Genomic DNA, 22,367 nt, shown 5'->3' with positions numbered 1-22,367 from the left:
CAATTCCCAGGCCAGATCCGCCAAAGCAACCTCAACCGGGGAAAAAGGCAGCGAAACTCGCCATAATTGATGAGAAAAGCTTAACAATTGCCCACAGTAATAACTCGCCTGCACTTTGACGGTGCTGACTGCTTAACGTTTCTGGTGCATCTGTGCTGTCATAAGGCAGGGACTGAAGAAATAAGTGGCCTTAACGCTGGGCTTTTTCCCGTTACGGCACGATGGGGTACGCCAAAAGAATAGTTAAAGCCGCACGGGATGATGGAAAAATAATCGCAAAAAAAATTTTTTCGCACGGCAGGATAAGCGAGGGGAAAATTATACACAGCCGATGGACGTGGGGCTGGATTCAGTTATCCACTATTCCTGTGGATAACCTTGTGCATTAGCGACTGAAAACCGGGCGCAAGCGAGGAAATACGCGGGTTGCATACATAATGCTGCGAAACTGGGCTTTTGAGCCAATCTCTTTTAAATCAGCAGGTTATTTAAAAGCAAGCCTGAGAATTGTCTGGCTTGTCATCAGACTGCAATTTAATGACGCTCTATTGACAATTGTTAAAAGCGTTGCTCGTCTGGGGATAACCTTGCGCAACAAACGCTTCCGGATTACCGCATAAATTACGCTGAAGCGAATCGCGGCATCTCCCCATCATCGTGCAGCATATCTGTAATTATATCCAGTATTTTTTTCTGGCAAAATCGCCATAGCAGAGTAGAATTACCAGCCTGCCCGCCGACTTCTTCAGCAGGAACCGTAATACCATGAGTAAAGCCTTTAAACTCAACTCCGCTTTCAAACCTTCAGGCGATCAGCCTGAGGCGATTCGTCGCCTTGAAGAAGGGCTGGAGGATGGACTGGCGCACCAGACGCTGCTGGGGGTTACCGGTTCAGGAAAAACCTTTACTATCGCCAACGTCATTGCCGATCTCAACCGGCCGACCATGGTAATGGCACCGAATAAAACGCTGGCGGCACAGCTGTATGGCGAGATGAAAGAGTTCTTTCCGGATAATGCCGTCGAGTTCTTCGTCTCCTACTACGACTACTATCAGCCGGAAGCCTACGTTCCTAGTTCGGATACCTTCATTGAGAAAGATGCGGCGGTAAACGAGCACATCGAGCAGATGCGTCTCTCTGCCACTAAAGCGATGCTGGAGCGCCGCGACGTGATTGTGGTGGCATCGGTTTCTGCCATCTACGGCCTGGGCGATCCCGATCTCTACCTGAAAATGATGCTGCATCTGACGCGCGGCATGATCATCGACCAGCGCAGCATCCTGCGCCGCCTCGCCGAACTGCAGTACACCCGCAACGATCAGGTTTTCCAGCGCGGCACCTTCCGCGTGCGTGGCGAAGTGATCGATATCTTCCCGGCGGAATCCGATGACATTGGTCTGCGTGTAGAGCTGTTTGATGAAGAGGTTGAGCGCCTGTCGCTGTTCGACCCGCTGACCGGCCAGGTGATCTCGGTGATTCCGCGTTTCACCATCTACCCGAAAACGCACTACGTGACGCCGCGCGAGCGTATTCTGCAGGCGATGGAAGAGATCAAGGATGAGCTGGCGGTGCGGCGCAAAGTGCTGCTGGAGAACAACAAACTGCTGGAAGAGCAGCGCATCACCCAGCGCACCCAGTTTGACCTCGAAATGATGAACGAACTCGGCTACTGCTCGGGCATTGAAAACTATTCGCGCTATCTCTCCGGGCGCGGACCGGGCGAGCCGCCGCCGACGCTGTTTGATTACCTGCCGGCGGATGGCCTGCTGGTGGTCGATGAATCCCACGTGACTATTCCGCAGATTGGCGGCATGTATCGCGGTGACCGCGCGCGTAAAGAGACGCTGGTGGAGTACGGTTTCCGCCTGCCGTCGGCGCTGGACAACCGTCCGCTGCGCTTTGAAGAGTTTGAAGCGCTGGCACCGCAGACCATTTATGTCTCGGCCACGCCAGGTAACTACGAGCTGGAGAAATCGGGCGGCGACGTTATCGATCAGGTGGTGCGGCCTACCGGTCTGCTCGATCCGATTCTTGAGGTGCGTCCGGTGGCGACCCAGGTCGACGATCTGCTGTCGGAGATCCGCAAGCGCGTCGAAATCAACGAGCGCGTGCTGGTTACCACGCTGACCAAGCGCATGGCCGAAGACCTCACCGAGTATCTTGAAGAGCACGGCGAGAAGGTGCGCTATCTGCATTCCGACATTGATACCGTTGAGCGTATGGAGATCATTCGCGATCTGCGTCTCGGGGAGTTTGACGTGCTGGTGGGGATCAACCTGCTGCGCGAAGGGCTGGATATGCCGGAAGTGTCGCTGGTGGCGATTCTGGACGCCGATAAAGAGGGCTTCCTGCGCTCCGAGCGCTCGCTGATTCAGACCATTGGACGCGCGGCGCGTAACGTCAACGGCAGAGCGATTCTCTACGCGGATAAGATCACGCCGTCGATGGCGCGGGCGATGGAAGAGACCGAGCGCCGCCGCGAGAAGCAGCAGCGCTATAACGAAGAGCGGGGCATTGTGCCGCAGGGCCTGAACAAGAAAATCACCGATATTCTTGAGCTGGGCAAAAACGTGGTGAAAACGCGCGGCAAAGGTAAAACGGCTTCACGCACTGCCGCCGAAGCTGAGGCCAGCTATCTGGCGCTCACGCCACAGGCCATGCAGAAGAAGATTCACGAGCTGGAAGGGCAGATGCAGCAGCACGCGCAGAACCTGGAGTTCGAAGAGGCCGCGCGGGTGCGCGACCAGCTGCACGAGCTACGTGAACTGTTTATCGCCGCCTCTTAATGTGAAGCCGGCGGTCGCGTTGCGCGCCGGCTAAACCGCCTGAATGGCATGTTCCAGCGCGCGGCGCAGCAGCTGGCGGTCGTGACGATAGCGGATATCGGCGGCTTCCAGCGGTTCGCGCACGATCAACCGCTCAGTGACGCCGCGCGTGTCTGCTGACGGGCCGACCACTACGGCGTCAATCACCCGTTTGCCAATGGCTTTTTCCATCATCGCCAGCTTGTCGGCGACCGTCAGGCTGGCCGCAGCCGGGCTCAGTTCGCGCCCGAGATTTCCGATGAACACCATGGTGGCGGGCGTCCGGCGCAGCGCGCGTGCCATCTCCTCCATCAGCAGAATCGGCATCAGGCTGGTGTAAAAGCTGCCGGGACCAATCAGGATCAAATCAGCCTCGGCGACGGCGTCCAGCGCTTCACGCGTCGGCACCACATTGGGGTGCAGCATCAGCTCTTCCGGCGCCTGCTTCATTTCGTCAATCGCCGTTTCGCCGTACACCATATTGCCTTCGCTATCCTGCGCGACCAGGTCCACCGGCTGCTCTGACATCGGAATCAGAAACGCATCCACCTTCAGCAGGTTGCGGATAATGTTGATGGCTTCCAGCGGACGCACGCTGAGATGATCGAGCGCTTTCAGGATCAGATTGCCCAGATTATGCCCGGCCAGTTCGCCGTTGCCGGTAAAGCGATACTCGAACATGGCAGAGGCCACGCTGGGTTCGGTGATCAGCTGATTAATGCAGTTGCGCATGTCGCCCCAGGCAATGCCGCCTTCTGAACGGCGTATGCGGCCGGTGGATCCGCCGTTGTCGGTGGTGGTGACGATGCCGGTCAGGCGTGAGCCCAGCGGCGCCAGCGCCGACATCACGCGGCCAAGGCCGTGGCCGCCGCCGAGTGCCACCACGCGATCTAAATCTGCCAGGGTACGATTCATGCTGCTCCTTAAAACGCCGCACGTGCGGTGCAGACGGCGTTCAACTGATGTGTATCAATATCTGTCGCGCATTTTACCGTATCCTGTCGCGAAAATGCGGTGAAATAACGTTATGTATCAATATATATAGCGATAAATGCCGATGGATGCGAGCGTCAAATCGCGCTACCATTTGCTTTAACCGTGTTGTCCACAATGACAACAGACTCCCAAGCCTTGCGTTCCTAAGTCGTGTGATATGGATGCCTGGCCGCAGCCGCGAGCTGCCAGGGTGCAGAAAGAAATGACTGCATCTCCCGTACTTTGGAAAGGTGTTCAGGTGCCACAATTTACAGATGCCTATGCGCGCAGCTTTTATTATCTGCGCCTGTCGGTCACGGATGTGTGTAACTTCCGTTGTACCTACTGCCTGCCCGACGGCTACCGGCCGAACGGCGTGCACAACAAAAGTTTTCTCTCGCTGGATGAGATTCGTCGCGTGACGCGTGCCTTTGCGGCGGCGGGCACCGAAAAAGTGCGCCTGACCGGCGGCGAACCCTCGATGCGGCGCGACTTCACCGATATCATTGCCGCCGTGCGCGACAACGCGGCAATCCGCCAGATCGCCATGACCACCAATGGCTACCGCATGGCGCGCGACGTCGGCGCCTGGCGTGCGGCAGGCCTCACCCATATCAATGTCAGCGTCGACAGCCTCGACGCACGGCAGTTTCACGCCATTACCGGGCAGAACAAGTTCCATGAAGTCATGGCGGGGATTGATGCGGCCTTTGATGCCGGTTTCAGCACCGTCAAAGTCAACAGCGTGCTGATGCGCGACGTCAACAGCCACAGTCTGGAGACCTTTCTGGCGTGGATCCGCACCCGGCCGATTCAGCTGCGCTTTATCGAGCTGATGGAAACCGGCGAGGGCGGCGATCTGTTCCGCCTTCATCATGTGTCCGGCGAGGTGATCCGCGATCAGCTGATCATGCAGGGCTGGCAGCGCCAGCCGCGCGGCCGCAGTGATGGCCCGGCCCAGGTGTTCCGCCATCCGGATTATCAGGGGGAAGTTGGCCTGATCATGCCGTATGAAAAAGATTTCTGCGCCAGCTGTAATCGCCTGCGCGTATCGGCGATCGGTAACCTGCATCTGTGCCTGTTTGGCGACGGCGGCGTGCCGCTGCGCGATCTGCTGGCCTCCGACGATCAGCAGGCCGAGCTGCAGGCGCGCATCGCTCAGAGCCTCGGGCAGAAAAAGCAGACGCATTTCCTGCATCAGGGCAATACCGGCATCACGCAGAACCTCTCCTTCATTGGTGGCTAAACACAGGAGTTACGGCCATGGGTAAACCTTCCGGCGATTTTGTCGCCTTAAATGCGGCGGTGATGACCGTCTCTGACAGCCGCGACGCCAGCAGTGACAGCTCTGGCGACTATCTGCGTGAGGCGCTGACCGAAGCCGGGCATCAGGTGGTCGATCACGCCATCGTCCCGGACAACCGTTATCGCATCCGCGCCACGCTGTCGCGCTGGATTGCCAGTGAAGATGTGCAGGTGGTGCTGATTAACGGCGGCACCGGCTTTAACAGTAAAAACAGTACGCCGGAAGCGCTGTTGCCGCTGCTGGATCGCGAAATTGACGGCTTTGGCGAACTGTTTCGCATGATCTCCTACGAGGAGATCGGCAGCGCGACGCTGCAATCACGCGCGGTGGCCGGTCTGGCCAACCAGACGCTGCTGTTTGCCGTGCCGGGCTCAACCGGTGCCTGCCGCAGCGCATGGGAGCGGATCATTGAAGCCCAGCTGGATGCGCGTACGCGTCCGTGTAATTTTGTCTCACATTTGAAGAAGTTATAAGCATGTCCTCGTTAACCCATATCAACGCGGCCGGCGAAGCCCACATGGTGGACGTCTCCGGCAAAACTGACACCGTGCGAGAAGCGCAGGCGGAAGCGCTGGTGCTGATGCAGCCGGCCACGCTGCAAATGATCCTCGACGGCAGCCATGACAAAGGCGATGTTTTCGCCACCGCACGCATTGCCGGCATCCAGGCGGCGAAGCGTACCTGGGAACTGATTCCGCTGTGCCATCCGCTGATGCTGAGCAAAGTCGAGGTGACGCTGGTGGCTGAGCCGGAGCACAGCCGCGTACGCATTACCTCGCGCTGTCGCCTGAGCGGCAAAACCGGCGTGGAAATGGAAGCGCTGACCGCCGCGTCGGTCGCGGCGCTGACCATCTACGACATGTGCAAAGCGGTGCAGAAAGATATCGTCATCGACCAGCTGCGGCTGCTGAGCAAAAGCGGCGGTAAATCCGGTGATTTCCAGGCGGTGCGCCATGATTAAGGTGCTGTTTTTTGCCCAGGTGCGGGAACTGACCGGCACCGCCACGCTGGATCTGGCGGCAGAGTATGCTGACGTCGCCACGCTGCGCGCTGCGCTGGCGCAGAAAAGCGATCGCTGGGCGCTGGCGCTGGAGTCCGGCAAGCTGCTGGCGGCGGTGAATCAGACGCTGGTGCCGATGAATCATCCGCTGCGCGCCGGCGATGAAGTGGCGTTCTTCCCGCCGGTTACCGGAGGCTGAGCATGACAACCCGAATTCGCGTCGGCAGCGCGCCGTTTAATGTTGGCGACGAGTATGCGCTGCTGGCGGCGCATGACAGCGACGGCGCGGTCGTCACCTTCACCGGCAAAGTCCGCAACCACAATCTCGGCGACAGCGTGGCTGCGCTAACGCTGGAGCACTATCCCGGCATGACGGAAAAAGCGCTGGCGGAGATTGTGGCGGATGCGCGTCAGCGCTGGGCGCTGCAGCAGGTGACGGTGATTCATCGCGTAGGCGAACTGTTCCCCGGTGATGAGATCGTGTTCGTTGGCGTCAGCAGCGCCCATCGCGGCAGCGCCTTTGCCGCCAGTGAATTCATCATGGATTACCTGAAAACCCGCGCGCCGTTCTGGAAGCGCGAAGCCACCGCGCAGGGCGATCGCTGGGTCGATGCCCGCGACAGCGACCACCAGGCCGCTGAACGCTGGAACTAGCGCGCAAAATCCGCCCGCGCCGATAGCCGCCAGACCACGAAAACGGTAAGGTACGGTTTTTGCTGGCTTATCAGGGAGCAGGATGAACACCACCACGATATTACGCGGCGCAGCGCTGCTGGCTGCGCTGGTGCTGGCCGGATGCAGCACCAAAAAGGAGCCGCAGCTGCCGGCTCGCCAGCCCGCTGATGTGAAAGCGCAAATCCAGCAATTGCTGCCCGCGCACGTGACGCAAAAATCGGCCTGGGCCGACGACATCTATACCGCGCTGCGCGTGCAGCACATCGACGCCAGCGCCAGCAACATTTGCGCGGTAATCGCCGTGACCGATCAGGAATCTAACTTCAGCGCCGATGCCACCGTGCCGGGTCTGCCAAAAATCGCCTGGGCGGAAATTGACCGCCGCGCCGCCAGCGTGCACGTGCCGGCGTTTCTGGTGCGCACCGCGCTACTGATCAAGTCCTCCAACGGCGAGAGCTACGCGGCACGTCTCGATAAGGTGCACAGCGAGAAAGAGCTGAGCGCCATTTTCGATGACTTTATCGATATGGTGCCGATGGGGCAGAAGCTGTTCGGTAATCTCAACCCAATCCACACCGGCGGGCCGATGCAGGTCAGCATTGCCTTTGCCGAAGCGCATGCGCAGGGCTATCCATACCCGATTGACGGTTCAATCCGGCGCGAAGTGTTTAGCCGGCGCGGCGGTATCTACTTCGGCACGCTGCACCTGCTGGGCTATCCGGTAGACTACAGCCAGCCGCTGTATCGCTTCGCCGACTTCAACGCCGGCTGGTACGCCAGCCGCAACGCCGCGTTCCAGGCTGCGGTGGCGCGTGCCAGCGGCATCAAACTGGCGCTGGACGGCGACCTGATCCGCTACGGCAGCGAACAGGCGAGCGCCACCGAACTGGCGGTGCGCACGCTGGCGAAGCAGCTGGACATGAGCCCGCGGGAAATTCGCCGCGATCTGGAGAAGGGCGACAGCGAAAGCTTCAGCGACAGCACGCTGTGGAAACAGACCTTTATCCTCGCCGATAAGATGGCGGGAAAACGTCTGCCGCGCGAAGTGCTGCCGGGCATTAAGCTGGAGAGCCCGAAAATTACCCGTAATCTCACCACCGCGTGGTTTGCCCAGCGGGTTGACGGGCGATATCAGCAGTGTATGACGCGCCGTTGACGATCGGTGGTGTACACTTCACACTGACGTTATCAGTAACTTTTAAAGAGGTGCATCATGGATCGATATCCACGTAATGGTTCAATCGTGCAGCAGGCGTCGACCGGGCTGCAAACCTATATGGCGCAGGTGTATGGCTGGATGACCTGCGGTTTACTGCTGACGGCATTTGTGTCGTGGTTTGCCGCGCGCACGCCTGCCGTCATGGAACTGGTGTTTGCCAATCGCATCACCTTCTTCGGCCTGATTATCGTGCAGCTGGCGCTGGTATTCGTGCTTTCCGGCATGGTGCAGCGCATGAGCGGCGCCGTGGCGACCGGGCTGTTTATGCTCTATTCCGCGCTGACCGGGCTGACAATGGCGAGTATTTTCCTTGTTTATACCTACTCGTCGATCGCCAGTACCTTCTTCGTTACCGCGGGCATGTTTGGTGCCATGAGCTTTTACGGCTACACCACCAAACGCGACCTGAGCCGCTTCGGCAGCCTGCTGTTTATGGCGCTGATCGGCATTCTGCTGGCGTCGCTGGTGAACTTCTGGCTGAAAAGCCCGGCGCTGATGTGGGCGATTACCTATATCGGCGTGGTGGTGTTTGTGGGCCTGACGGCTTATGACACGCAGAAGCTGAAAGCCATCGGTGAGGGCATTGATGTTAACGATAAAGAGAATCTGCGCCGCTTCTCCATCATGGGCGCGCTGACGCTGTATCTCGACTTCATCAACCTGTTCCTGATGCTGCTGCGGATTTTCGGTAATCGTCGCTAAGAGTAACCAGCCATTAAGGCTGTGAAAATAATCGCGCCGCTACGGCGAGGTGAACGGTCTGTACTTATCAGCCCGTTTCACCTTCTCCGTAGCGGCGTGATGTATTACGCGTTATTCAGCCTGCGCCTGGCACGCCTTATCGTGCCGCCATCTTGCGCTCATTCTTCTGCCGTAAATGCTTGGCGCGGCTCTCCAGCCACAGATACAGCACCAGTGCCAGCAGCAGCGGCAGAATAAAATAGAGCACGCGATAAGCCAGCAGCGCGGCGATAATCTCACCGTGCGAAGCATGCTGGCCGCTGAGCAGCGCGAGGAACACCGCTTCCAGCACGCCAATGCCCGCCGGAATATGAATAATCACCCCGGCAATACTGCTGATTAACAGCACCCCCAGCACGATGGGATAATCCACTTCACGCGCCAGCAGCAGCCAGATAATGGTGCCCATCACCATCCAGTTGGCGCAGGAAACGGCAAACTGAAACAGCGCCATGCGCAGCGAGGGCAGTTGCAGATGCTGGCCCTTCACCGTCCAGCGGCGCTTCTTCGCGAAAGCACAGGCCCACAGATAAACCGCCACCATCGCCAGCAGGACCGCACCAATCACCCGTAGCGTGCCTTCGCCGATGAACCAGCCGGGCGGAATCGGCACCATGCCGGAGACAAACACCACGCCGCCAAGCAAAATGTAGCCGAGCCAGTTGGTGGCAATACTCAGTGAAAAGATGCGCGTGATAGTGCCGCCGGGCAGGCCGAGGCGCGAATAGAGGCGATAGCGCATCGCCACACCGCCCACCCAGGTGCTCAGTGTCAGGTTAAAGGCGTAACAGATGAATGACACCAGCATCACCTGACGTTTCGCCAGCTTATGCCCGCAGTAGGCGCGGCCAATCAAATCGTACAGACCGTAGGTGAGGTAGCTCACCACCACTAACGCAGCGGCGCTCAGCACCACGTAGCGGTTATAGCCGACGATGACCTTGTACACGTCCTCCCAGTTCACCTTGCGTGCGTAAACCACCAGCAGCACGATCACCGCAATGAAGAACAGCCAGGTAAGGATTTTTTTCGCTAACTGCCAGCGCGGGTTCTTTTTGCTCATCAGGGTTTCGCTCCTTCGTTATCGGCTTCAACCCGGTCCTGGGTTTCCATTTCCGGCTGCACCGGCGGATCGACCTGAGACAAATGGGGCGTATGGGCAGGCAGCCAGCCGGCGATGGCCGGGAAATGGCGCAGGAAATGGAACACGACGACGCTTTTGGTCAGCTGCCACCAGGTGCGCGGCGGCAGCTTGTCTTCATCGACGCGCACGCAGTCCGCAGCCAGCAGCTGCTCAAGGTTATCGCGCAGCGTCTGGTTGAAGGCGTGGTCGTGGATAATCAGGTTGGCTTCGAGATTCAGCGACAGGCTGAGCGGGTCGAGGTTGCTGGAACCGACCGTTGACCACTGCTGATCCTGTACCGCCACTTTGCCATGCAGCGGGCGGCGGCAGTACTCGTACACTTCAACGCCAGCATCCACCAGATAGTTGTACAGCAGCTCGGCGCCGACTTTGACAATCGGCATGTCCGGTTCACCCTGCACAATCAGCCGCACGCGCACACCGCGCTGAGCCGCGCTGCGCATTTCCCGCAGCAGGCGATAGCCGGGGAAAAAGTAGGCGTTGGCGATAATCACATCCTGCTTCGCCTTGCGCAGCATATCAAGATAGTGCTGTTCGATGTCATCGCGGTGCTCATCGTTATCGCGGTAGACAAACAGCACCTGCGCATCGCCGGGCAGGGCGTTCACCGCCAGGCGCTGGGAGCGCGCGCCCCACCAGCGGCGCGTTACCTGTTCGCTGCCGATCGCCTGCTGTACATAGCGTGCGATGTCCAGCACCACCGGCCCTTTCACCTCCACGGCGTAATCCTGCTTGGCTTCCGGCCCGTAATCGGTGTTGTGCTCGGCGGAGAAATTGATACCGCCGACAAACGCAATCTCCTCATCAATCACCACGATTTTGCGATGCAGACGGCGGAACACGTTGGTGCGCATGCCCATCACCAGCGGGCGCGGATCGTAATAGATAAAGCGCACGCCTGCTTCGGTCAGGCTGTTAATGTACTGGGTGGAAAGATCCGGCGAGCCGTAGCCATCCACCATCACTTCCACCTTAACACCGCGCTGCGCGGCGGCCAGCAGATCGCGGTGCAGCGCCTTACCGACCTCATCTTCAAACAGGATAAACGTCTCCAGCAGCAGCGTACGCTGGGCGCGCTGAATCGCGCCGGAGACGCGCGGAAAGAATTGATCGCCATTTTCCAGCAGCCGCAGCTGGTTACCTTCGCGCCAGCTGAAATTCATAGAAAGATCTCCACGGCCAGCGGGGCATGATCGGACAGATGTGACCAGGGTTTCACCGGCAGCGCCCACGGCTGGCTCACCGACGCATTTCGGATATAGATGCGATCGAGACGCAGCAGCGGAAAGCGCGCCGGGAAGGTGCGCGCCGGGCGACCGTTTTTCATGCTAAACACCTCCTGCAGACCGGCTCCGCGCTGTAAGAATCGATTAGCGCGTACCTGCCAGTCATTAAAATCGCCGGCCACCACCAGGGGCGCATCCGGTGGCAGCGACTCAATCAGTTCACACATCATGCGCATCTGCGCCAGACGGTGCTTCTCTTTCAGGCCGAGGTGCACGCATAACGTGTGAATCGGTTCCGGCCGATCCGGCAGGCTAATCTGGCAATGCAACATGCCGCGTTTCTCACTGCCGGCGACAGAAATATCGCGGTTTTGGTATTCGGTGATCGGAAAGCGTGACAGTATCGCGTTGCCATGATGGCCCTCGGGATAGACCGCGTTGCGGCCGTAAGCGAAATCGTGCCACATGGTGTCGGCAAGGTATTCGTAGTGCGAATTTTCCGGCCAGTTTTCAATGTGTGCGGAGTGGATGGCGTGCGTGCCCATCACCTCCTGTAAAAAGACGATATCCGCCGAAGTCGCGCGCACTGCGTCGCGCAGTTCCGGCAGGATAAAGCGACGGTTAAAGCTGGTGAACCCCTTATGGGTATTGATCGTCAGGACTTTAAATGAAGATCCTTGCGTGTTTTGTGGCATACTGCGACGCGCTCCTTTTCATCATCAACAGAACAAAGTGTAGTCTTTGTCACAAATGGGTGGTGCTGGAGACAGAAAATTAGGGTGTTATCCGAAATTTGCTTTACATTGAGGAAATCCGTCTGGCTGCGGTCAGATACACTTGGGCGACCTGTTGGGTCTGCCAGGAGAAGAGAATGAAATGGTCTAATCGTGTTCAGATTGTTACCGGTCAAACCTGCCTGCATATTGCGACCCACCTGCTGGTGATCGCGGCGCTGGTGTGGGGCTGGAAACATAAGGCACTGGTCGAAGTGAGCAGTACCCTGGTGGCAGCTTATGCGCTGGTGTTTATCACCATGCTGGCCCTGCAGCGTAGTGCCCGTTTGCGCCGCTTTGGTGACTCTCTGGAAGAAGTAACGACGACATACTACTTCGGCGCGGCGATGCTGACGCTGTTCCTGATTTCACGCTTCATTCACAACAATCTGCTGATTGGTTGTCTGGGCGTGGTAATGCTGGTGGGCCCGGCGCTGGTGTCGCTGCTGGCCAAAGAGCCACCGCAGCGCGTGCAGAAAAAACGCAGCTAAGCGGACGTGCCAGCAAGAAAAGAGGAGCCCACTGCGGCTCCTTTTTTATGCGCTAACGCGCAGCGGCCCATCACCCTCACGTTTTGCTGGTCGCGGTTCTTGCGGAAAGCTGCTACACTGCCGCTCTTACGCATGGTAGTTTGTGCCCTTTTCACACGCAGGCCTTGAGGCTGCGTCATATCCCCCCTGAAAACTACATCGCGCAGCGCGATCAGGGCGGTTCGGAGTAATACACCTGCATGTCTTTTGACTCTCTCGGCTTGAATGCCGATATTTTGCGTGCGGTAGCAGAACAGGGCTACCGTGAACCGACGCCAATCCAGCGTCAGGCGATTCCCGTGGTGCTGGCCGGTCGTGACCTGCTGGCGAGCGCCCAGACCGGCACAGGTAAAACCGCCGGTTTCACGCTGCCTCTGCTGCAGCGTCTGTCAGAAAAACCGGCAGCGGCGCGCGGTCGCCGTCCGGTACGTGCGCTGATCCTCACTCCAACCCGTGAACTGGCAGCGCAGGTTGGCGAAAACGTACGTGAATACAGCCAGTACCTCAATATGCGTTCGCTGGTGGTGTTCGGCGGCGTCAGCATTAATCCGCAGATGATGAAACTGCGCGGCGGCGTCGATGTACTGATCGCCACGCCGGGGCGTTTGCTCGATCTGGCGCACCAGAATGCGGTCGATCTGTCGCAGGTGGAAATCCTGGTGCTGGACGAAGCGGATCGCATGCTCGACATGGGCTTCATCCACGATATTCGCCGCGTGCTGGCAAAACTGCCGGCCAAACGGCAGAACCTGCTGTTCTCTGCCACCTTCTCAGACGAGATCAAAGCGCTGGCGGAAAAACTGCTCACCAACCCGGAACAGGTGGAAGTGGCACGCCGCAACACCGCTTCCGAGCAGGTGTCGCAGCAGGTGCATTTTGTCGATAAGAAGCGCAAACGGGAACTGCTGTCGCTGATGATTGGTCGCGACAACTGGCAGCAGGTGCTGGTGTTCACCCGCACCAAGCACGGTGCTAACCACCTCGCTGAGCAGCTCAACAAAGATGGCATCACTGCCGCCGCGATCCATGGCAATAAGAGCCAGGGCGCGCGTACCCGTGCGCTGGCCGACTTCAAAACCGGCGGCATTCGCGTGCTGGTGGCAACGGATATTGCCGCGCGCGGTCTGGATATCGAAGAGCTGCCGCACGTGGTCAACTACGAGCTGCCGAACGTGGCGGAAGATTACGTGCACCGCATCGGCCGTACCGGTCGTGCCGCGGCCACCGGTGCTGCGCTGTCGCTGGTGTGCGTGGACGAGCACAAGCTGCTGCGTGATATCGAGCGCCTGCTGAAGCGGGAAATTCCGCGCATTGCGCTGCCGGGCTTTGAGCCGGACCCGAGCATCAAGGCGGAGCCGATTCAGAATGGCCGTCAGCAGCAGCCGCGCGGACGTGGCCAGGGCCGCGCGCCGGGGCAGGGTGCTGACGCACCGCGCAGCCGCAGCGGCGGCAATGGTCAGCGTGCCAGCGCCGGTAACGGCGGCGCGCGTCCACAGGGCGAGGCGCGTGCACCGCGTCGTCCGGGCAACAACGGCCCGGCGGCAGGCAACGCGGGTAAACCGGCGCGCTCACGTCGTCCGGCAGCGAAGAGCAACGGGAACGCGTAACGGTATGCGGGTTTTACTGGCGCCCATGGAAGGCGTACTGGATTCGCTGGTACGTGAACTGCTCTCCGGCGTGAATGACTATGACCTGTGCGTCACTGAGTTTTTACGCGTGGTCGATCAGCTGCTGCCGGTAAAATCCTTCTATCGTTTGTGTCCGGAACTGCACCATCACAGCCGGACGCCCTCCGGTACGCGCGTGCGCATGCAGCTGCTGGGCCAGTATCCTGAGTGGCTGGCAGAAAACGCCGCACGCGCGGTGGAGCTGGGCTCGTGGGGCGTTGACCTCAACTGCGGCTGCCCGTCGAAGCTGGTAAACGGCAGCGGCGGCGGTGCGACGCTGCTGAAAGATCCGGAGCTGATCTATCGCGGTGCCAGAGCGATGCGCGAGGCGGTGCCCGCTCATCTGCCGGTCACGGTGAAAGTGCGGCTCGGCTGGGATTCGGGCGCGCGGCGTTTCGAGATCGCCGATGCGGTGCAGCAGGCCGGTGCCAGCGAGCTGGTGGTGCATGGCCGGACCAAAGAGGACGGCTATCGCGCAGAGAGCATCAACTGGCAGGCGATTGGTGAGATTCGCCAGCGTCTGACAATTCCGGTGATCGCCAACGGCGAAATCTGGAACTGGCAGGATGCGCAGGATTGCCTGCGCATTACCGGCTGCGACGCGGTCATGCTCGGGCGCGGCGCGCTCAATGTGCCTAACCTGGGGCGCGTGGTGAAGTACAACGAAGCCCCGATGCCGTGGTCGCAGGTGGTTGAGCTGTTGCTGCGCTACACCCAGCTGGAAAAGCAGGGTGATACCGGCAACTACCACGTTGCGCGCATCAAGCAGTGGCTGGGCTATCTGCGCAAAGCCTACCAAGAGGCCGACGGCCTGTTCAGCGAGATCCGCACGCTGCGTGTCTCCGCCGAGATCGCCAGCGCCATCGAACGCCATGCCGCACGCATGGCCCAGGTGTCCTGCATCTGAACCTGAGCGGTCGCACCTGAACCGCCAGGTCCTTTGCTTTGACGGCACGCCAGCGATCACCCGGTGAAAGTGTGCGCTGCCGCCATGTTTTATAACAAAAAAAGCCGCGATCCTTAGTCTGCTAACCGGTATAGTGAACCTTCGCTTTCACCACGTTTCTGACGCCATCTTCCATGTCTGACGCCGCTGTACTGAGTAATGCTCAGTTAAATAAACGCATCCTCTCCGTCATCGTTTTCACCTTCTTTTGCTACCTGTCCGTCGGGTTGCCGCTGGCGGTGCTGCCGGGGTTTGTGCATAACCAGCTGGGCTTCAGCTCGTTTATCGCCGGGCTGATCATCAGTCTGCAATATTTCGCCACGCTGCTCAGTCGCCCGCACTCTGGCCGGCTGGCCGATCGCTACGGCCCGAAACGCGTGGTGATGATGGGGCTGGTGTGCTGCGGCATGAGCGGCGTGCTGTCGATCATTGCCGCGCTGTGCAGCGGTGCGCCGCTGCTGAGCCTGACGTTGCTGGCGCTGGGGCGGCTGTTCCTCGGCGTCGGGGAAAGTTTTAGCAGTACCGGCTCGACGCTGTGGGGCATGAATATTGTCGGCCCGCGGCAAACCGCGCGAGTCATTTCGTGGAACGGCGTCGCGACTTACTTTGCCATGGCGATTGGTGCGCCGCTGGGCGTGCTGCTGAATCAGATTTTTGGCATCAGCGGCTTTGCCGGTCTGGTCGCGCTGATGGGGGCGATCGGCTTCTGGATGGCCTCCGGCAAGCCGGCGGTCAGCGTCAGCGCCGGCGTGCGCATTCCGTTTCATCGCGTGGTCAGCCGCGTCTGGCTGTTTGGCCTGGCGCTGGGATTTGGCACCATCGGCTTTGGCGTGATCTCCACCTTCATTACCCTCTATTTTGCCAGTCGCGACTGGAGCGGCGCGGCGTTCGCGCTGACGCTGTTCAGCCTCGGCTTCGTGCTGGTGCGGCTGGCGTGCGGGCGCTATATCACGCGCTTCGGCGGGCTGCAGGTCTCGCTGATCTCCTTCGTGCTGGAGGGCGCTGGTCTGCTGCTGATCTGGCAGGCGGACAGCAGCTGGCTGGTGGATATTGGCGCCTTCCTCACCGGCGGCGGTTTCTCGCTGGTGTTCCCGGCGCTGGGCGTGGAAGCGGTGAAGCGGGTACAGCAGCAGGATCAGGGATCGGCGCTCGGTACCTATTCGGCGTTTCTCGATTTGGGGCTGGGGTTGACCGGACCCGTGGCGGGGTTGTTAATCGGCCACTGGGGGATGCAGTCGGTGTATCTGGCGGCAGCACTGATGGTGCTGGGCGCGTTCCTGATTACGCTGCGCCTGCACCAGCAGTCTTCAGAGCCTATCAGGCCAGATGAATAAACAGCGCATACAGCAGCCCTGACAGCAGCACCGATACCGGCAGCGTCAGCACCCACGCCAGCGCCAGATTACGCAGGGTGGCGAGCTGCAGGCCGGATCGGTTGGCCGCCATGGTACCGGCCACGCCGGACGACAGCACATGGGTGGTCGACACCGGTAAACCAAAGGCATCGGCTGCGCCAATGGTGGCCATCGCCACCAGCTCCGCACTGGCACCCTGCGCATAGGTGAGATGGGTTTTGCCGATGCGCTCACCCACCGTAACCACAATCCGGCGCCAGCCGACCATGGTGCCGAGACCCAGCGCAATCGCCACCACCACTTTGACCCACATCGGGATAAAGCGCGTAGCCGCGTCCAGCTCGTGCTTCACCGCCGTCAGGTTGCGCGCCGTCTCCTCCGGCAGCGCGACGTTGGCCGATTGCAGATGCTTGATGGTTTCCGAAGCGAGATACATATCGTTGCGCGTGTTGGTGACCGCCTGCGCCGGGATATTTTCTACCGAACCGTACTGGCGAATCTGTTCGCCGATATCGCCGAGCATCATGCCAAGCGCCGGCAGCACCTGCGGCCGGTTCTGGCTGGTGCGCACATATTCCGTCAGCACCTCACGCGCTGCCGGCATCGCGGCGGGCGGCGGCTGCAGCGTCAGCAGCTGCTGTTCGGTCACCTGAGTTAACGCCGCCACGCGCGGAATTTGCTCCGGCGGCAGCGAGCGGTTGAGCGCATAGGCGATCGGCATGGTGCCAACCAGGATCAGCATAATCAGCCCCATGCCTTTCTGACCGTCGTTCGAGCCGTGGGCAAACGAAACGCCGGTACAGGTGAGGATCAGCAGGCCACGAATCCACGCTGGCGGCGGCTGATTGCCTTCCGGCGCCTGATACAGCTGGCGATTGCGCACCAATGCCTTCATGGCCAGCAGCAGCACGGCGGCGCAGATGAAGCCAATCACCGGCGACAGCAGCAGGGCGTAACCGACTTTAACCGCCTGATCCCAGTCGACGCCGCTGGTGCCGCTGCGGCCGTGCAGCAGCGCATTCGCCACGCCTACGCCGATAATCGAGCCGATCAGCGTGTGCGAGGAGGAAGAGGGCAGGCCGAAATACCAGGTGCCGAGGTTCCAGACAATCGCCGAGCACAGCAGCGCGTACACCATAGCAAAGCCGTGACCGCTGCCCGCCTGCAGAATCAGCTCCACCGGCAGCAGCGAAATAATGCCAAACGCCACCACGCCGCTGGAGAGCAGTACGCCAAGGAAATTACACAAGCCGGACCAGACCACCGCCACGCCCGGCGACAGCGAGTGAGTGTAGATCACCGTGGCGACGGCGTTGGCGGTATCATGGAAGCCATTAACAAACTCGAAGCCGAGTGCAATCAGCAGCGCCACGCCGAGCAGCAGGAACGGCGTATAGCTGGTGACGACTGCGCCGGTCTCTTCTACGTCGTTAAACAGGTTGATGCCGGAAAAGAGCAGCCCGGCCACCAGCAGCAGCAGAAACAGCACGCGCGACGCGCGACCGCTGCGCGGGTGCAGATTGGGCCGTCCGCTGGCGGACGATGATGCAGGGAAACTGTTTTCAGCCATAACACACCCCCCGGGGTGAATTAACGATGCACAAATGGCACCCGTTAACTGCAGTGTGATACGGGTTTTGTATGACAGAATGATGATGACAGCGCGGGCTGTCATCATGCTGTAACAGGCCTGTCGCAGGCTGTGGATCTGACCGCTCTGGGATCTTCACGCCGCTATGCTCCAGCCTGTCCTGCCGCTTGCCTCGCTGCCCGACTTCAATAACGAAGTCGCCGGACTGATTCACGGTTACCTGTTCAACCCAGATGCGCCGCCACAGCGCCTCAACGCCCGCGAGGCCGCGCAGCTGGCGCGGCACACCTTACCCGACGGCTGCTTTCTCTGGCTGCACATTAACCTGAATCATGCCCGCGCCGAGCGCTGGGTTCAGGACCACTTCAGCGTAGATGACGATTTTTTCGATGAGATTCATTCAGCCTCGCCGCGCACCCGGCTGGCACAGCAAAACGATGCGCTGCTGGCGGTGCTGAATGACGTCACCTTCAGTAAGGAGGAACGCAGCACGCAAAATGCGACGCTGTGGATCTGGTGCCGGCCGCAGGTGATGGTCAGCGCGCGCTATCGCCCGGTTGGCATGATTGAACGTATGCATCAGCAGATTGATCGGCTGTGCTTCAGCGCGCCGGATGCGATGCTGCTGTGGCTGCTCGGCGAACAGGAAGCGCAGCTGGAGCAGGTGGTGCGGCGCTCCAGCCAGGCGGTGGATGCGATAGAAGAGCGGCTGCTGAGCGCGGCGATCAAAGCCAACCGCAGCGAGCTGGGCCATCTGCGCCGCATGCTGCTGCGCGTCCAGCGGCTGCTGGCGCCGGAGCCGGCCGCGCTGTTTCGCCTGCTTAACCGGCCGCCAAACTGGCTCAACCGGGAACCGCTCAGTGAGCTGCGGATTTTCACCGAGGAGTTCAGCGTAGCGCTTAACGACCTTGCCAGCCTGATGGAGCGCATTCGCCTGCTGCAGGAGGAGATCGCTGCCCGCCTGATGGAGCAGAGCAACCGAACGCTGTTTTTGCTCACCTCAATCACCGTGCTGGCGCTGCCCATCAATATCGTAGCCGGTTTTTTTGGCATGAACGTGGGCGGCATTCCGCTGGCGAACAATCCGCACGGCTTTCTGCTGTTAGTGCTGGTGGTGCTGGTGTTTACTCTGGTGGCGGGCTGGCTGGCGTTACGCCGACCGTACGATTGAGCGCGCAACTGCGCCGCGACACAACCGCACAATGATCCCGGCGATCGGGCAATAAAAAAGCCAGCCCTGCGGCTGGCTTGATCATCGACAGCAAACCCTTACAGGCTGTTGCCGTTGCTGGCAGGCTGTGCCGGCGCGGCCTGCTCAACCGGAGCGGCTTCAGCGGGCTGCTGCGCATCGGCCTGTGGCGCGACGGCGGTGGCACCCTGCGGCGTCATCGGTTCTTCTTTCGGCATCGCGTCAGAAGACTCCTGTACCATCACCGGCGCAGGCTGGGCTTCGCCCGGCTGACCGTTGATTTTGGTCGGCATACCGGTACGTGCCTGGATAGCATTGTTCACGGCATCCTGATTGGTGCTGGCATCGGCCACCACTTTGGTCACAGCGGACGTCAGGCTGATTGGCACCAGTTCACGTGAGTTGAACTGCTCTTCGGTGGTCGACAGCGGGTTGTGAACCTCGATGTAGCGCGAACCGTCTGGCTCAACGGTGGCTTTTACCGGCTGGTCAATGAACTGCACGCGCGTACCGACCGGCACGTTGTCGAACAGCCATTTGATGTCGTCCGCACGCAGACGCACGCAGCCGTGGCTCACGCGCAGGCCGATACCAAAGTTGGCGTTGGTGCCGTGAATCGCATACAGACGGCCAATGTACAGCGCGTACAGGCCCATCGGGTTATCCGGACCTGCCGGGAACACAGCCGGGATGCTCTCGCCGCGCGCCGCGTACTCTGCGTGCATCGCTTTGGTTGGCGTCCAGGTTGGACCATTCTTCTTGCGCTCAACCGCGGTGGTCCAGTTAACCGGCGTATCTTTACCCAGCTCGCCGATACCGATCGGCAGCACCACGACAGTTTTGGTGCCTTTCGGGTAGTAATACAGACGCATCTCGGCGCTGTTGATCACGATGCCTTCACGCGGTGCGTCAGGCAGAATCAGCTGCTGCGGGATCACCATTTTAGTGCCTGCTTTCGGCAGGTAAACGTCCACGCCCGGATTGGCTTCCAGCATGTTGCTGAGGCCCATCTGGTACTGCGCCGCAAACGCTTCCAGCGGCAGTTTGCTGTCGTCTGGCACGGTGATTTCAATATTTTCGCCAATCAGGCGGCTATTCGCTGGAGGCAGCGGATAGACGACTGCAAAGGCCGACTGGCTGAACGCCGCCAGTACGAGGGCGAGTGAAGCGAACGCGCGAATGCTTTTTTTCATGTTTTTACAAGTCGTTATGGCCATTTTCATGGCTTGTCAGTGTGTCGAACCCATCAGGGTCAGAATAACCCGCTGCGCATTATATGTGCATAGGCGCAATGATGGGAATCAGGATTTTCGCTGGTTGAAGATACTTTACGCAAAACGCGGCGTTTCACAGACTATTCTCTTTGCCACGCCGCCCAAAATGTGAATTTTCTTACGGTTGCCACAGCGTCACTTCGCCGCTCAGTTTACGGTTGAGGAAAAACGCGGCACTGATCAACGCCAGATGGGTCAGCGCCTGCGGCATGTTGCCCAGCGCGTTGCCGTGCGAGGTAAACTCCTCGGCGTACAATCCCAGCGGATTGGCGTAACTCAGCAGCTTTTCAAACTCAAAGTGCGCCTCATGCACCCGCCCGGCGCGCGCCAGACACTCCACATACCAGAACGAACAGGCGGCAAACGCGCCTTCGCCGCCGGTCAGCGCATCGGCGGGCGTCTCACTGATGTTATAACGCCGCACTAAACCGTCGCTCACCAGATGGGTTTTAATGGCATCCAGCGTGGCGATCCACTCCGGATCGGTCGAGCTGACAAAGCGCACCAGCGGCATCAGCAGCATCGACGCATCCAGGTATTTACCGCCGCGCGTGGCGGTGAAGTGGCCGAGTTCATCGTTCCAGAAGTTCTGCCAGATGTCGTCGCGGATCTCGCTGCGCACCCGGTCCCAGCGATCGTACGGCATTGGCAGCGAACGCTTCATACCCAGCCGCAGTGCGCGGTCCAGCGCCACCCAGCACATCAGGCGCGAATGCAGAAAGTGCTCCGGCTCGCCGCGCATCTCCCAGATACCGGCGTCCGGCTGGTTCCAGTTAACGCAGACGTAGTCAATCATGCTGGACACATGGCGCCAGCCGCGCTGCGAGATGGCTTCGCCGTATTTATTGGCAAGGTAGACCGCATCCATCAGCTCGCCATAAATATCCAGCTGCGTCTGACGCCAGGCATCATTGCCGATGCGCACCGGGCGCGAGTTGGCGTAACCGGAGAGGTTGAGCAGTTCGGTCTCGTGCAGCTCGGTGCCGCTGTCGAGACGGTACATCACCTGCAAATGCGGCGTATCGTCGTGGCTGTGCTCAACGCAGCGGCCTACCCAATGGGTGAAGTCACGCGCTTCTTCCACATAGCCGAGCCGCATCAGCGCGTACATGCTGAACGAGGCATCGCGGATCCACGAGGCGCGGTAATCCCAGTTACGCTCGCCGCCCAGCTCTTCCGGCAGGCCAAAGGTGGCGGCAGCCGCAATCGAGCCGTGCTGGTGCGAGGTGAGCAGCTTGAGCGCCAGCGCCGAGCGCGTCACCATCTCACGCCAGCGACCGCGATAGGAGCTGTGGCTGCTCCAGCGCCGCCAGTAATCCACCGTATCGCGAAAGCAGCGCTCGGTCGCGATATGCTGCACCTGCGGATCGTCATCGTTGCCAAACACAAATTCGGCGTGCTCACCGGCCTGCAGGGTAAACTGCGCCACCGCGCTGTCCGGTTCGCGCGTCATCACCACCGTGGCGCTCAGGCGCAGCGACGGCTGGCCTTCGGCGACAAAGGCGATACCGCCTGGGCGCGTCTCGGTGCGCGTTTCGGCACGGGCATAGTCGTGGCGCGGCGCGCAGCGCAGATCAAAGGTGGCGGTGCCGCGGATCATTTTTACCCGCCGCACCAGGCGCGGCACTTTGCTGCGCTCATCGCAGATCGGCATGTAATCGGTAATTTCCGCCACGCCGGCCTCATCAAGCCAGCGGGTTTGCAGAATGTTGGTATCGGGCAGGTAGAGCTGCTGCTGGCGCGCGTTTTGCCACTGCGGTGCCAGCGAAAACAGGCCGGCTTCGTCGCTGTCGAGCAGGGCGGCAAACACGGAGGGGCTATCGAGTTCGGGCCAGCAGAGATAATCAATGGTGCCGTCGTTCGCGATCAGGGCACAGGTGCGTAAATCACCGATGACGCCGTGGTCGTCAATTCTGCGTTTAATCTTGCTCATCCTGCCTCCTGAACGATA

20 protein-coding genes and 1 riboswitch are annotated in these 22,367 nt (G+C 60.0%); of the genes, 13 read left to right on the top strand and 7 right to left on the bottom strand.

Annotation, left to right across the window (positions count from 1 at the left end):
• Positions 1–765 precede the first annotated feature (765 nt).
• Positions 766–2,787: an excinuclease ABC subunit UvrB gene (uvrB, locus tag C1N84_RS12830; protein WP_021508497.1), complete on the top strand. Its 2,022-nt coding sequence runs from the start codon at positions 766–768 to the stop codon at positions 2,785–2,787.
• A gap of 30 nt (positions 2,788–2,817) precedes the next feature.
• Here the strand turns inward: uvrB and yvcK are convergent, their stop codons facing one another.
• A complete protein-coding gene (gene yvcK / locus C1N84_RS12825) occupies positions 2,818–3,720 on the bottom strand; it encodes a gluconeogenesis factor YvcK family protein (protein WP_021508496.1) in 903 nt (300 codons plus the stop codon).
• 194 nt (positions 3,721–3,914) lie between these two features.
• Positions 3,915–4,051, top strand: a riboswitch (molybdenum cofactor riboswitch).
• On the opposite strand from yvcK, the gene moaA reads away from it, so the two are divergent.
• The 7 genes from moaA (at position 4,040) to C1N84_RS12790 (ending at position 8,682) form a co-directional block, all read left to right on the top strand.
• Positions 4,040–5,026 carry a GTP 3',8-cyclase MoaA gene (gene moaA, locus C1N84_RS12820; RefSeq protein ID WP_150058425.1) on the top strand — a complete coding sequence of 329 codons (987 nt, stop codon included), beginning with the start codon at positions 4,040–4,042 and terminating at the stop codon, positions 5,024–5,026. It overlaps the preceding riboswitch by 12 nt.
• Positions 5,027–5,043: 17 nt before the next feature.
• Positions 5,044–5,559, top strand: a complete 516-nt coding sequence (gene moaB / locus C1N84_RS12815) for a molybdenum cofactor biosynthesis protein B (protein WP_021508494.1) — start codon at positions 5,044–5,046, stop codon at positions 5,557–5,559.
• A gap of 2 nt (positions 5,560–5,561) precedes the next feature.
• Positions 5,562–6,047 carry a cyclic pyranopterin monophosphate synthase MoaC gene (moaC, locus tag C1N84_RS12810; RefSeq protein ID WP_058757847.1) on the top strand — a complete coding sequence of 162 codons (486 nt, stop codon included), beginning with the start codon at positions 5,562–5,564 and terminating at the stop codon, positions 6,045–6,047.
• A complete protein-coding gene (gene moaD / locus C1N84_RS12805) occupies positions 6,040–6,285 on the top strand; it encodes a molybdopterin synthase sulfur carrier subunit (RefSeq protein WP_058757846.1) in 246 nt (81 codons plus the stop codon). The genes moaC and moaD overlap by 8 nt, the downstream gene beginning before the upstream one ends.
• Before the next feature lie 2 nt (positions 6,286–6,287).
• Entirely contained in the window at positions 6,288–6,740 is a 453-nt protein-coding gene (moaE, locus tag C1N84_RS12800; protein ID WP_021508491.1) for a molybdopterin synthase catalytic subunit MoaE, read from the top strand.
• 82 nt (positions 6,741–6,822) lie between these two features.
• The gene (locus C1N84_RS12795; protein WP_104187090.1) at positions 6,823–7,917 is read left to right on the top strand and encodes a DUF1615 domain-containing protein; all 1,095 of its coding nucleotides are present in this window, start codon (positions 6,823–6,825) and stop codon (positions 7,915–7,917) included.
• A 57-nt stretch (positions 7,918–7,974) separates the two neighbouring features.
• Positions 7,975–8,682 carry a Bax inhibitor-1/YccA family protein gene (locus C1N84_RS12790; RefSeq protein ID WP_264441501.1) on the top strand — a complete coding sequence of 236 codons (708 nt, stop codon included), beginning with the start codon at positions 7,975–7,977 and terminating at the stop codon, positions 8,680–8,682.
• A 136-nt stretch (positions 8,683–8,818) separates the two neighbouring features.
• Here C1N84_RS12790 and C1N84_RS12785 read toward each other — a convergent pair whose 3' ends face one another.
• The 3 genes from C1N84_RS12785 to C1N84_RS12775 are packed head-to-tail and all read right to left on the bottom strand — an operon-like array spanning position 8,819 to position 11,786.
• A complete protein-coding gene (locus tag C1N84_RS12785) occupies positions 8,819–9,784 on the bottom strand; it encodes a lysylphosphatidylglycerol synthase domain-containing protein (protein ID WP_058757844.1) in 966 nt (321 codons plus the stop codon).
• Positions 9,784–11,028: a cardiolipin synthase ClsB gene (gene clsB, locus C1N84_RS12780; RefSeq protein ID WP_136546855.1), complete on the bottom strand. Its 1,245-nt coding sequence runs from the start codon at positions 11,026–11,028 to the stop codon at positions 9,784–9,786. Before clsB ends, C1N84_RS12785 begins: the two co-directional genes overlap by 1 nt.
• Positions 11,025–11,786 carry an endonuclease/exonuclease/phosphatase family protein gene (locus C1N84_RS12775; RefSeq protein ID WP_021508486.1) on the bottom strand — a complete coding sequence of 254 codons (762 nt, stop codon included), beginning with the start codon at positions 11,784–11,786 and terminating at the stop codon, positions 11,025–11,027. The genes clsB and C1N84_RS12775 overlap by 4 nt, the downstream gene beginning before the upstream one ends.
• 176 nt (positions 11,787–11,962) lie before the next feature.
• Here C1N84_RS12775 and C1N84_RS12770 point away from each other — a divergent pair, with 176 nt between their 5' ends.
• The 4 genes from C1N84_RS12770 to C1N84_RS12755 all read left to right on the top strand — a co-directional run bounded on the left by C1N84_RS12770 (position 11,963) and on the right by C1N84_RS12755 (position 16,341).
• Positions 11,963–12,355, top strand: coding sequence for a YbhQ family protein (locus C1N84_RS12770; protein ID WP_021508485.1), 393 nt, complete (start codon positions 11,963–11,965; stop codon positions 12,353–12,355).
• Between the two features lie 239 nt (positions 12,356–12,594).
• On the top strand, positions 12,595–14,001 hold the full coding sequence (gene rhlE / locus C1N84_RS12765; RefSeq protein WP_021508484.1) for an ATP-dependent RNA helicase RhlE: 1,407 nt from the start codon (positions 12,595–12,597) through the stop codon (positions 13,999–14,001).
• Between the two features lie 4 nt (positions 14,002–14,005).
• On the top strand, positions 14,006–14,968 hold the full coding sequence (gene dusC / locus C1N84_RS12760) for a tRNA dihydrouridine(16) synthase DusC (protein WP_058775305.1): 963 nt from the start codon (positions 14,006–14,008) through the stop codon (positions 14,966–14,968).
• Positions 14,969–15,141: 173 nt separating this feature from the next.
• On the top strand, positions 15,142–16,341 hold the full coding sequence (locus tag C1N84_RS12755; protein WP_021508482.1) for an MFS transporter: 1,200 nt from the start codon (positions 15,142–15,144) through the stop codon (positions 16,339–16,341).
• Here C1N84_RS12755 and C1N84_RS12750 read toward each other — a convergent pair.
• Positions 16,325–17,932: an inorganic phosphate transporter gene (locus tag C1N84_RS12750; protein WP_264441500.1), complete on the bottom strand. Its 1,608-nt coding sequence runs from the start codon at positions 17,930–17,932 to the stop codon at positions 16,325–16,327. The genes C1N84_RS12755 and C1N84_RS12750 overlap by 17 nt on opposite strands.
• A gap of 166 nt (positions 17,933–18,098) precedes the next feature.
• Here C1N84_RS12750 and C1N84_RS12745 point away from each other — a divergent pair, with 166 nt between their 5' ends.
• A complete protein-coding gene (locus C1N84_RS12745) occupies positions 18,099–19,124 on the top strand; it encodes a transporter (RefSeq protein ID WP_264441499.1) in 1,026 nt (341 codons plus the stop codon).
• A 98-nt stretch (positions 19,125–19,222) separates the two neighbouring features.
• Here the strand turns inward: C1N84_RS12745 and C1N84_RS12740 are convergent, their stop codons facing one another.
• Both C1N84_RS12740 and C1N84_RS12735 read right to left on the bottom strand, forming a co-directional pair.
• Positions 19,223–20,335, bottom strand: coding sequence for a L,D-transpeptidase family protein (locus C1N84_RS12740; RefSeq protein WP_058775308.1), 1,113 nt, complete (start codon positions 20,333–20,335; stop codon positions 19,223–19,225).
• A gap of 199 nt (positions 20,336–20,534) precedes the next feature.
• Positions 20,535–22,349 (bottom strand): glycoside hydrolase family 15 protein, encoded by a 1,815-nt coding sequence (locus C1N84_RS12735; protein ID WP_021508478.1) that lies wholly within the window; start codon positions 22,347–22,349, stop codon positions 20,535–20,537.
• Between the last annotated feature and the right edge of the window lie 18 nt (positions 22,350–22,367).

The organism is Pantoea sp. SGAir0418, assembly GCF_043529865.1.
Note: the sequence above shows the minus strand (reverse complement) of the source record. Positions and strands in the feature narration are given on the sequence as shown.

Excerpts from the sequence above, each read along its gene's own strand:
- uvrB (WP_021508497.1), top strand. The coding sequence starts at position 766 with ATGAGTAAAGCCTTTAAACTCAACTCCGCTTTCAAACCTTCAGGCGAT.
- yvcK (WP_021508496.1), bottom strand. The coding sequence starts at position 3,720 with ATGAATCGTACCCTGGCAGATTTAGATCGCGTGGTGGCACTCGGCGGC.
- moaB (WP_021508494.1), top strand. The coding sequence starts at position 5,044 with ATGGGTAAACCTTCCGGCGATTTTGTCGCCTTAAATGCGGCGGTGATG.
- moaC (WP_058757847.1), top strand. The coding sequence starts at position 5,562 with ATGTCCTCGTTAACCCATATCAACGCGGCCGGCGAAGCCCACATGGTG.
- moaD (WP_058757846.1), top strand. The coding sequence starts at position 6,040 with ATGATTAAGGTGCTGTTTTTTGCCCAGGTGCGGGAACTGACCGGCACC.
- moaE (WP_021508491.1), top strand. The coding sequence starts at position 6,288 with ATGACAACCCGAATTCGCGTCGGCAGCGCGCCGTTTAATGTTGGCGAC.
- C1N84_RS12795 (WP_104187090.1), top strand. The coding sequence starts at position 6,823 with ATGAACACCACCACGATATTACGCGGCGCAGCGCTGCTGGCTGCGCTG.
- C1N84_RS12790 (WP_264441501.1), top strand. The coding sequence starts at position 7,975 with ATGGATCGATATCCACGTAATGGTTCAATCGTGCAGCAGGCGTCGACC.
- C1N84_RS12785 (WP_058757844.1), bottom strand. The coding sequence starts at position 9,784 with ATGAGCAAAAAGAACCCGCGCTGGCAGTTAGCGAAAAAAATCCTTACC.
- clsB (WP_136546855.1), bottom strand. The coding sequence starts at position 11,028 with ATGAATTTCAGCTGGCGCGAAGGTAACCAGCTGCGGCTGCTGGAAAAT.
- C1N84_RS12775 (WP_021508486.1), bottom strand. The coding sequence starts at position 11,786 with ATGCCACAAAACACGCAAGGATCTTCATTTAAAGTCCTGACGATCAAT.
- C1N84_RS12770 (WP_021508485.1), top strand. The coding sequence starts at position 11,963 with ATGAAATGGTCTAATCGTGTTCAGATTGTTACCGGTCAAACCTGCCTG.
- rhlE (WP_021508484.1), top strand. The coding sequence starts at position 12,595 with ATGTCTTTTGACTCTCTCGGCTTGAATGCCGATATTTTGCGTGCGGTA.
- dusC (WP_058775305.1), top strand. The coding sequence starts at position 14,006 with ATGCGGGTTTTACTGGCGCCCATGGAAGGCGTACTGGATTCGCTGGTA.
- C1N84_RS12755 (WP_021508482.1), top strand. The coding sequence starts at position 15,142 with ATGTCTGACGCCGCTGTACTGAGTAATGCTCAGTTAAATAAACGCATC.
- C1N84_RS12750 (WP_264441500.1), bottom strand. The coding sequence starts at position 17,932 with ATGGCTGAAAACAGTTTCCCTGCATCATCGTCCGCCAGCGGACGGCCC.
- C1N84_RS12745 (WP_264441499.1), top strand. The coding sequence starts at position 18,099 with ATGCTCCAGCCTGTCCTGCCGCTTGCCTCGCTGCCCGACTTCAATAAC.
- C1N84_RS12740 (WP_058775308.1), bottom strand. The coding sequence starts at position 20,335 with ATGAAAAAAAGCATTCGCGCGTTCGCTTCACTCGCCCTCGTACTGGCG.
- C1N84_RS12735 (WP_021508478.1), bottom strand. The coding sequence starts at position 22,349 with ATGAGCAAGATTAAACGCAGAATTGACGACCACGGCGTCATCGGTGAT.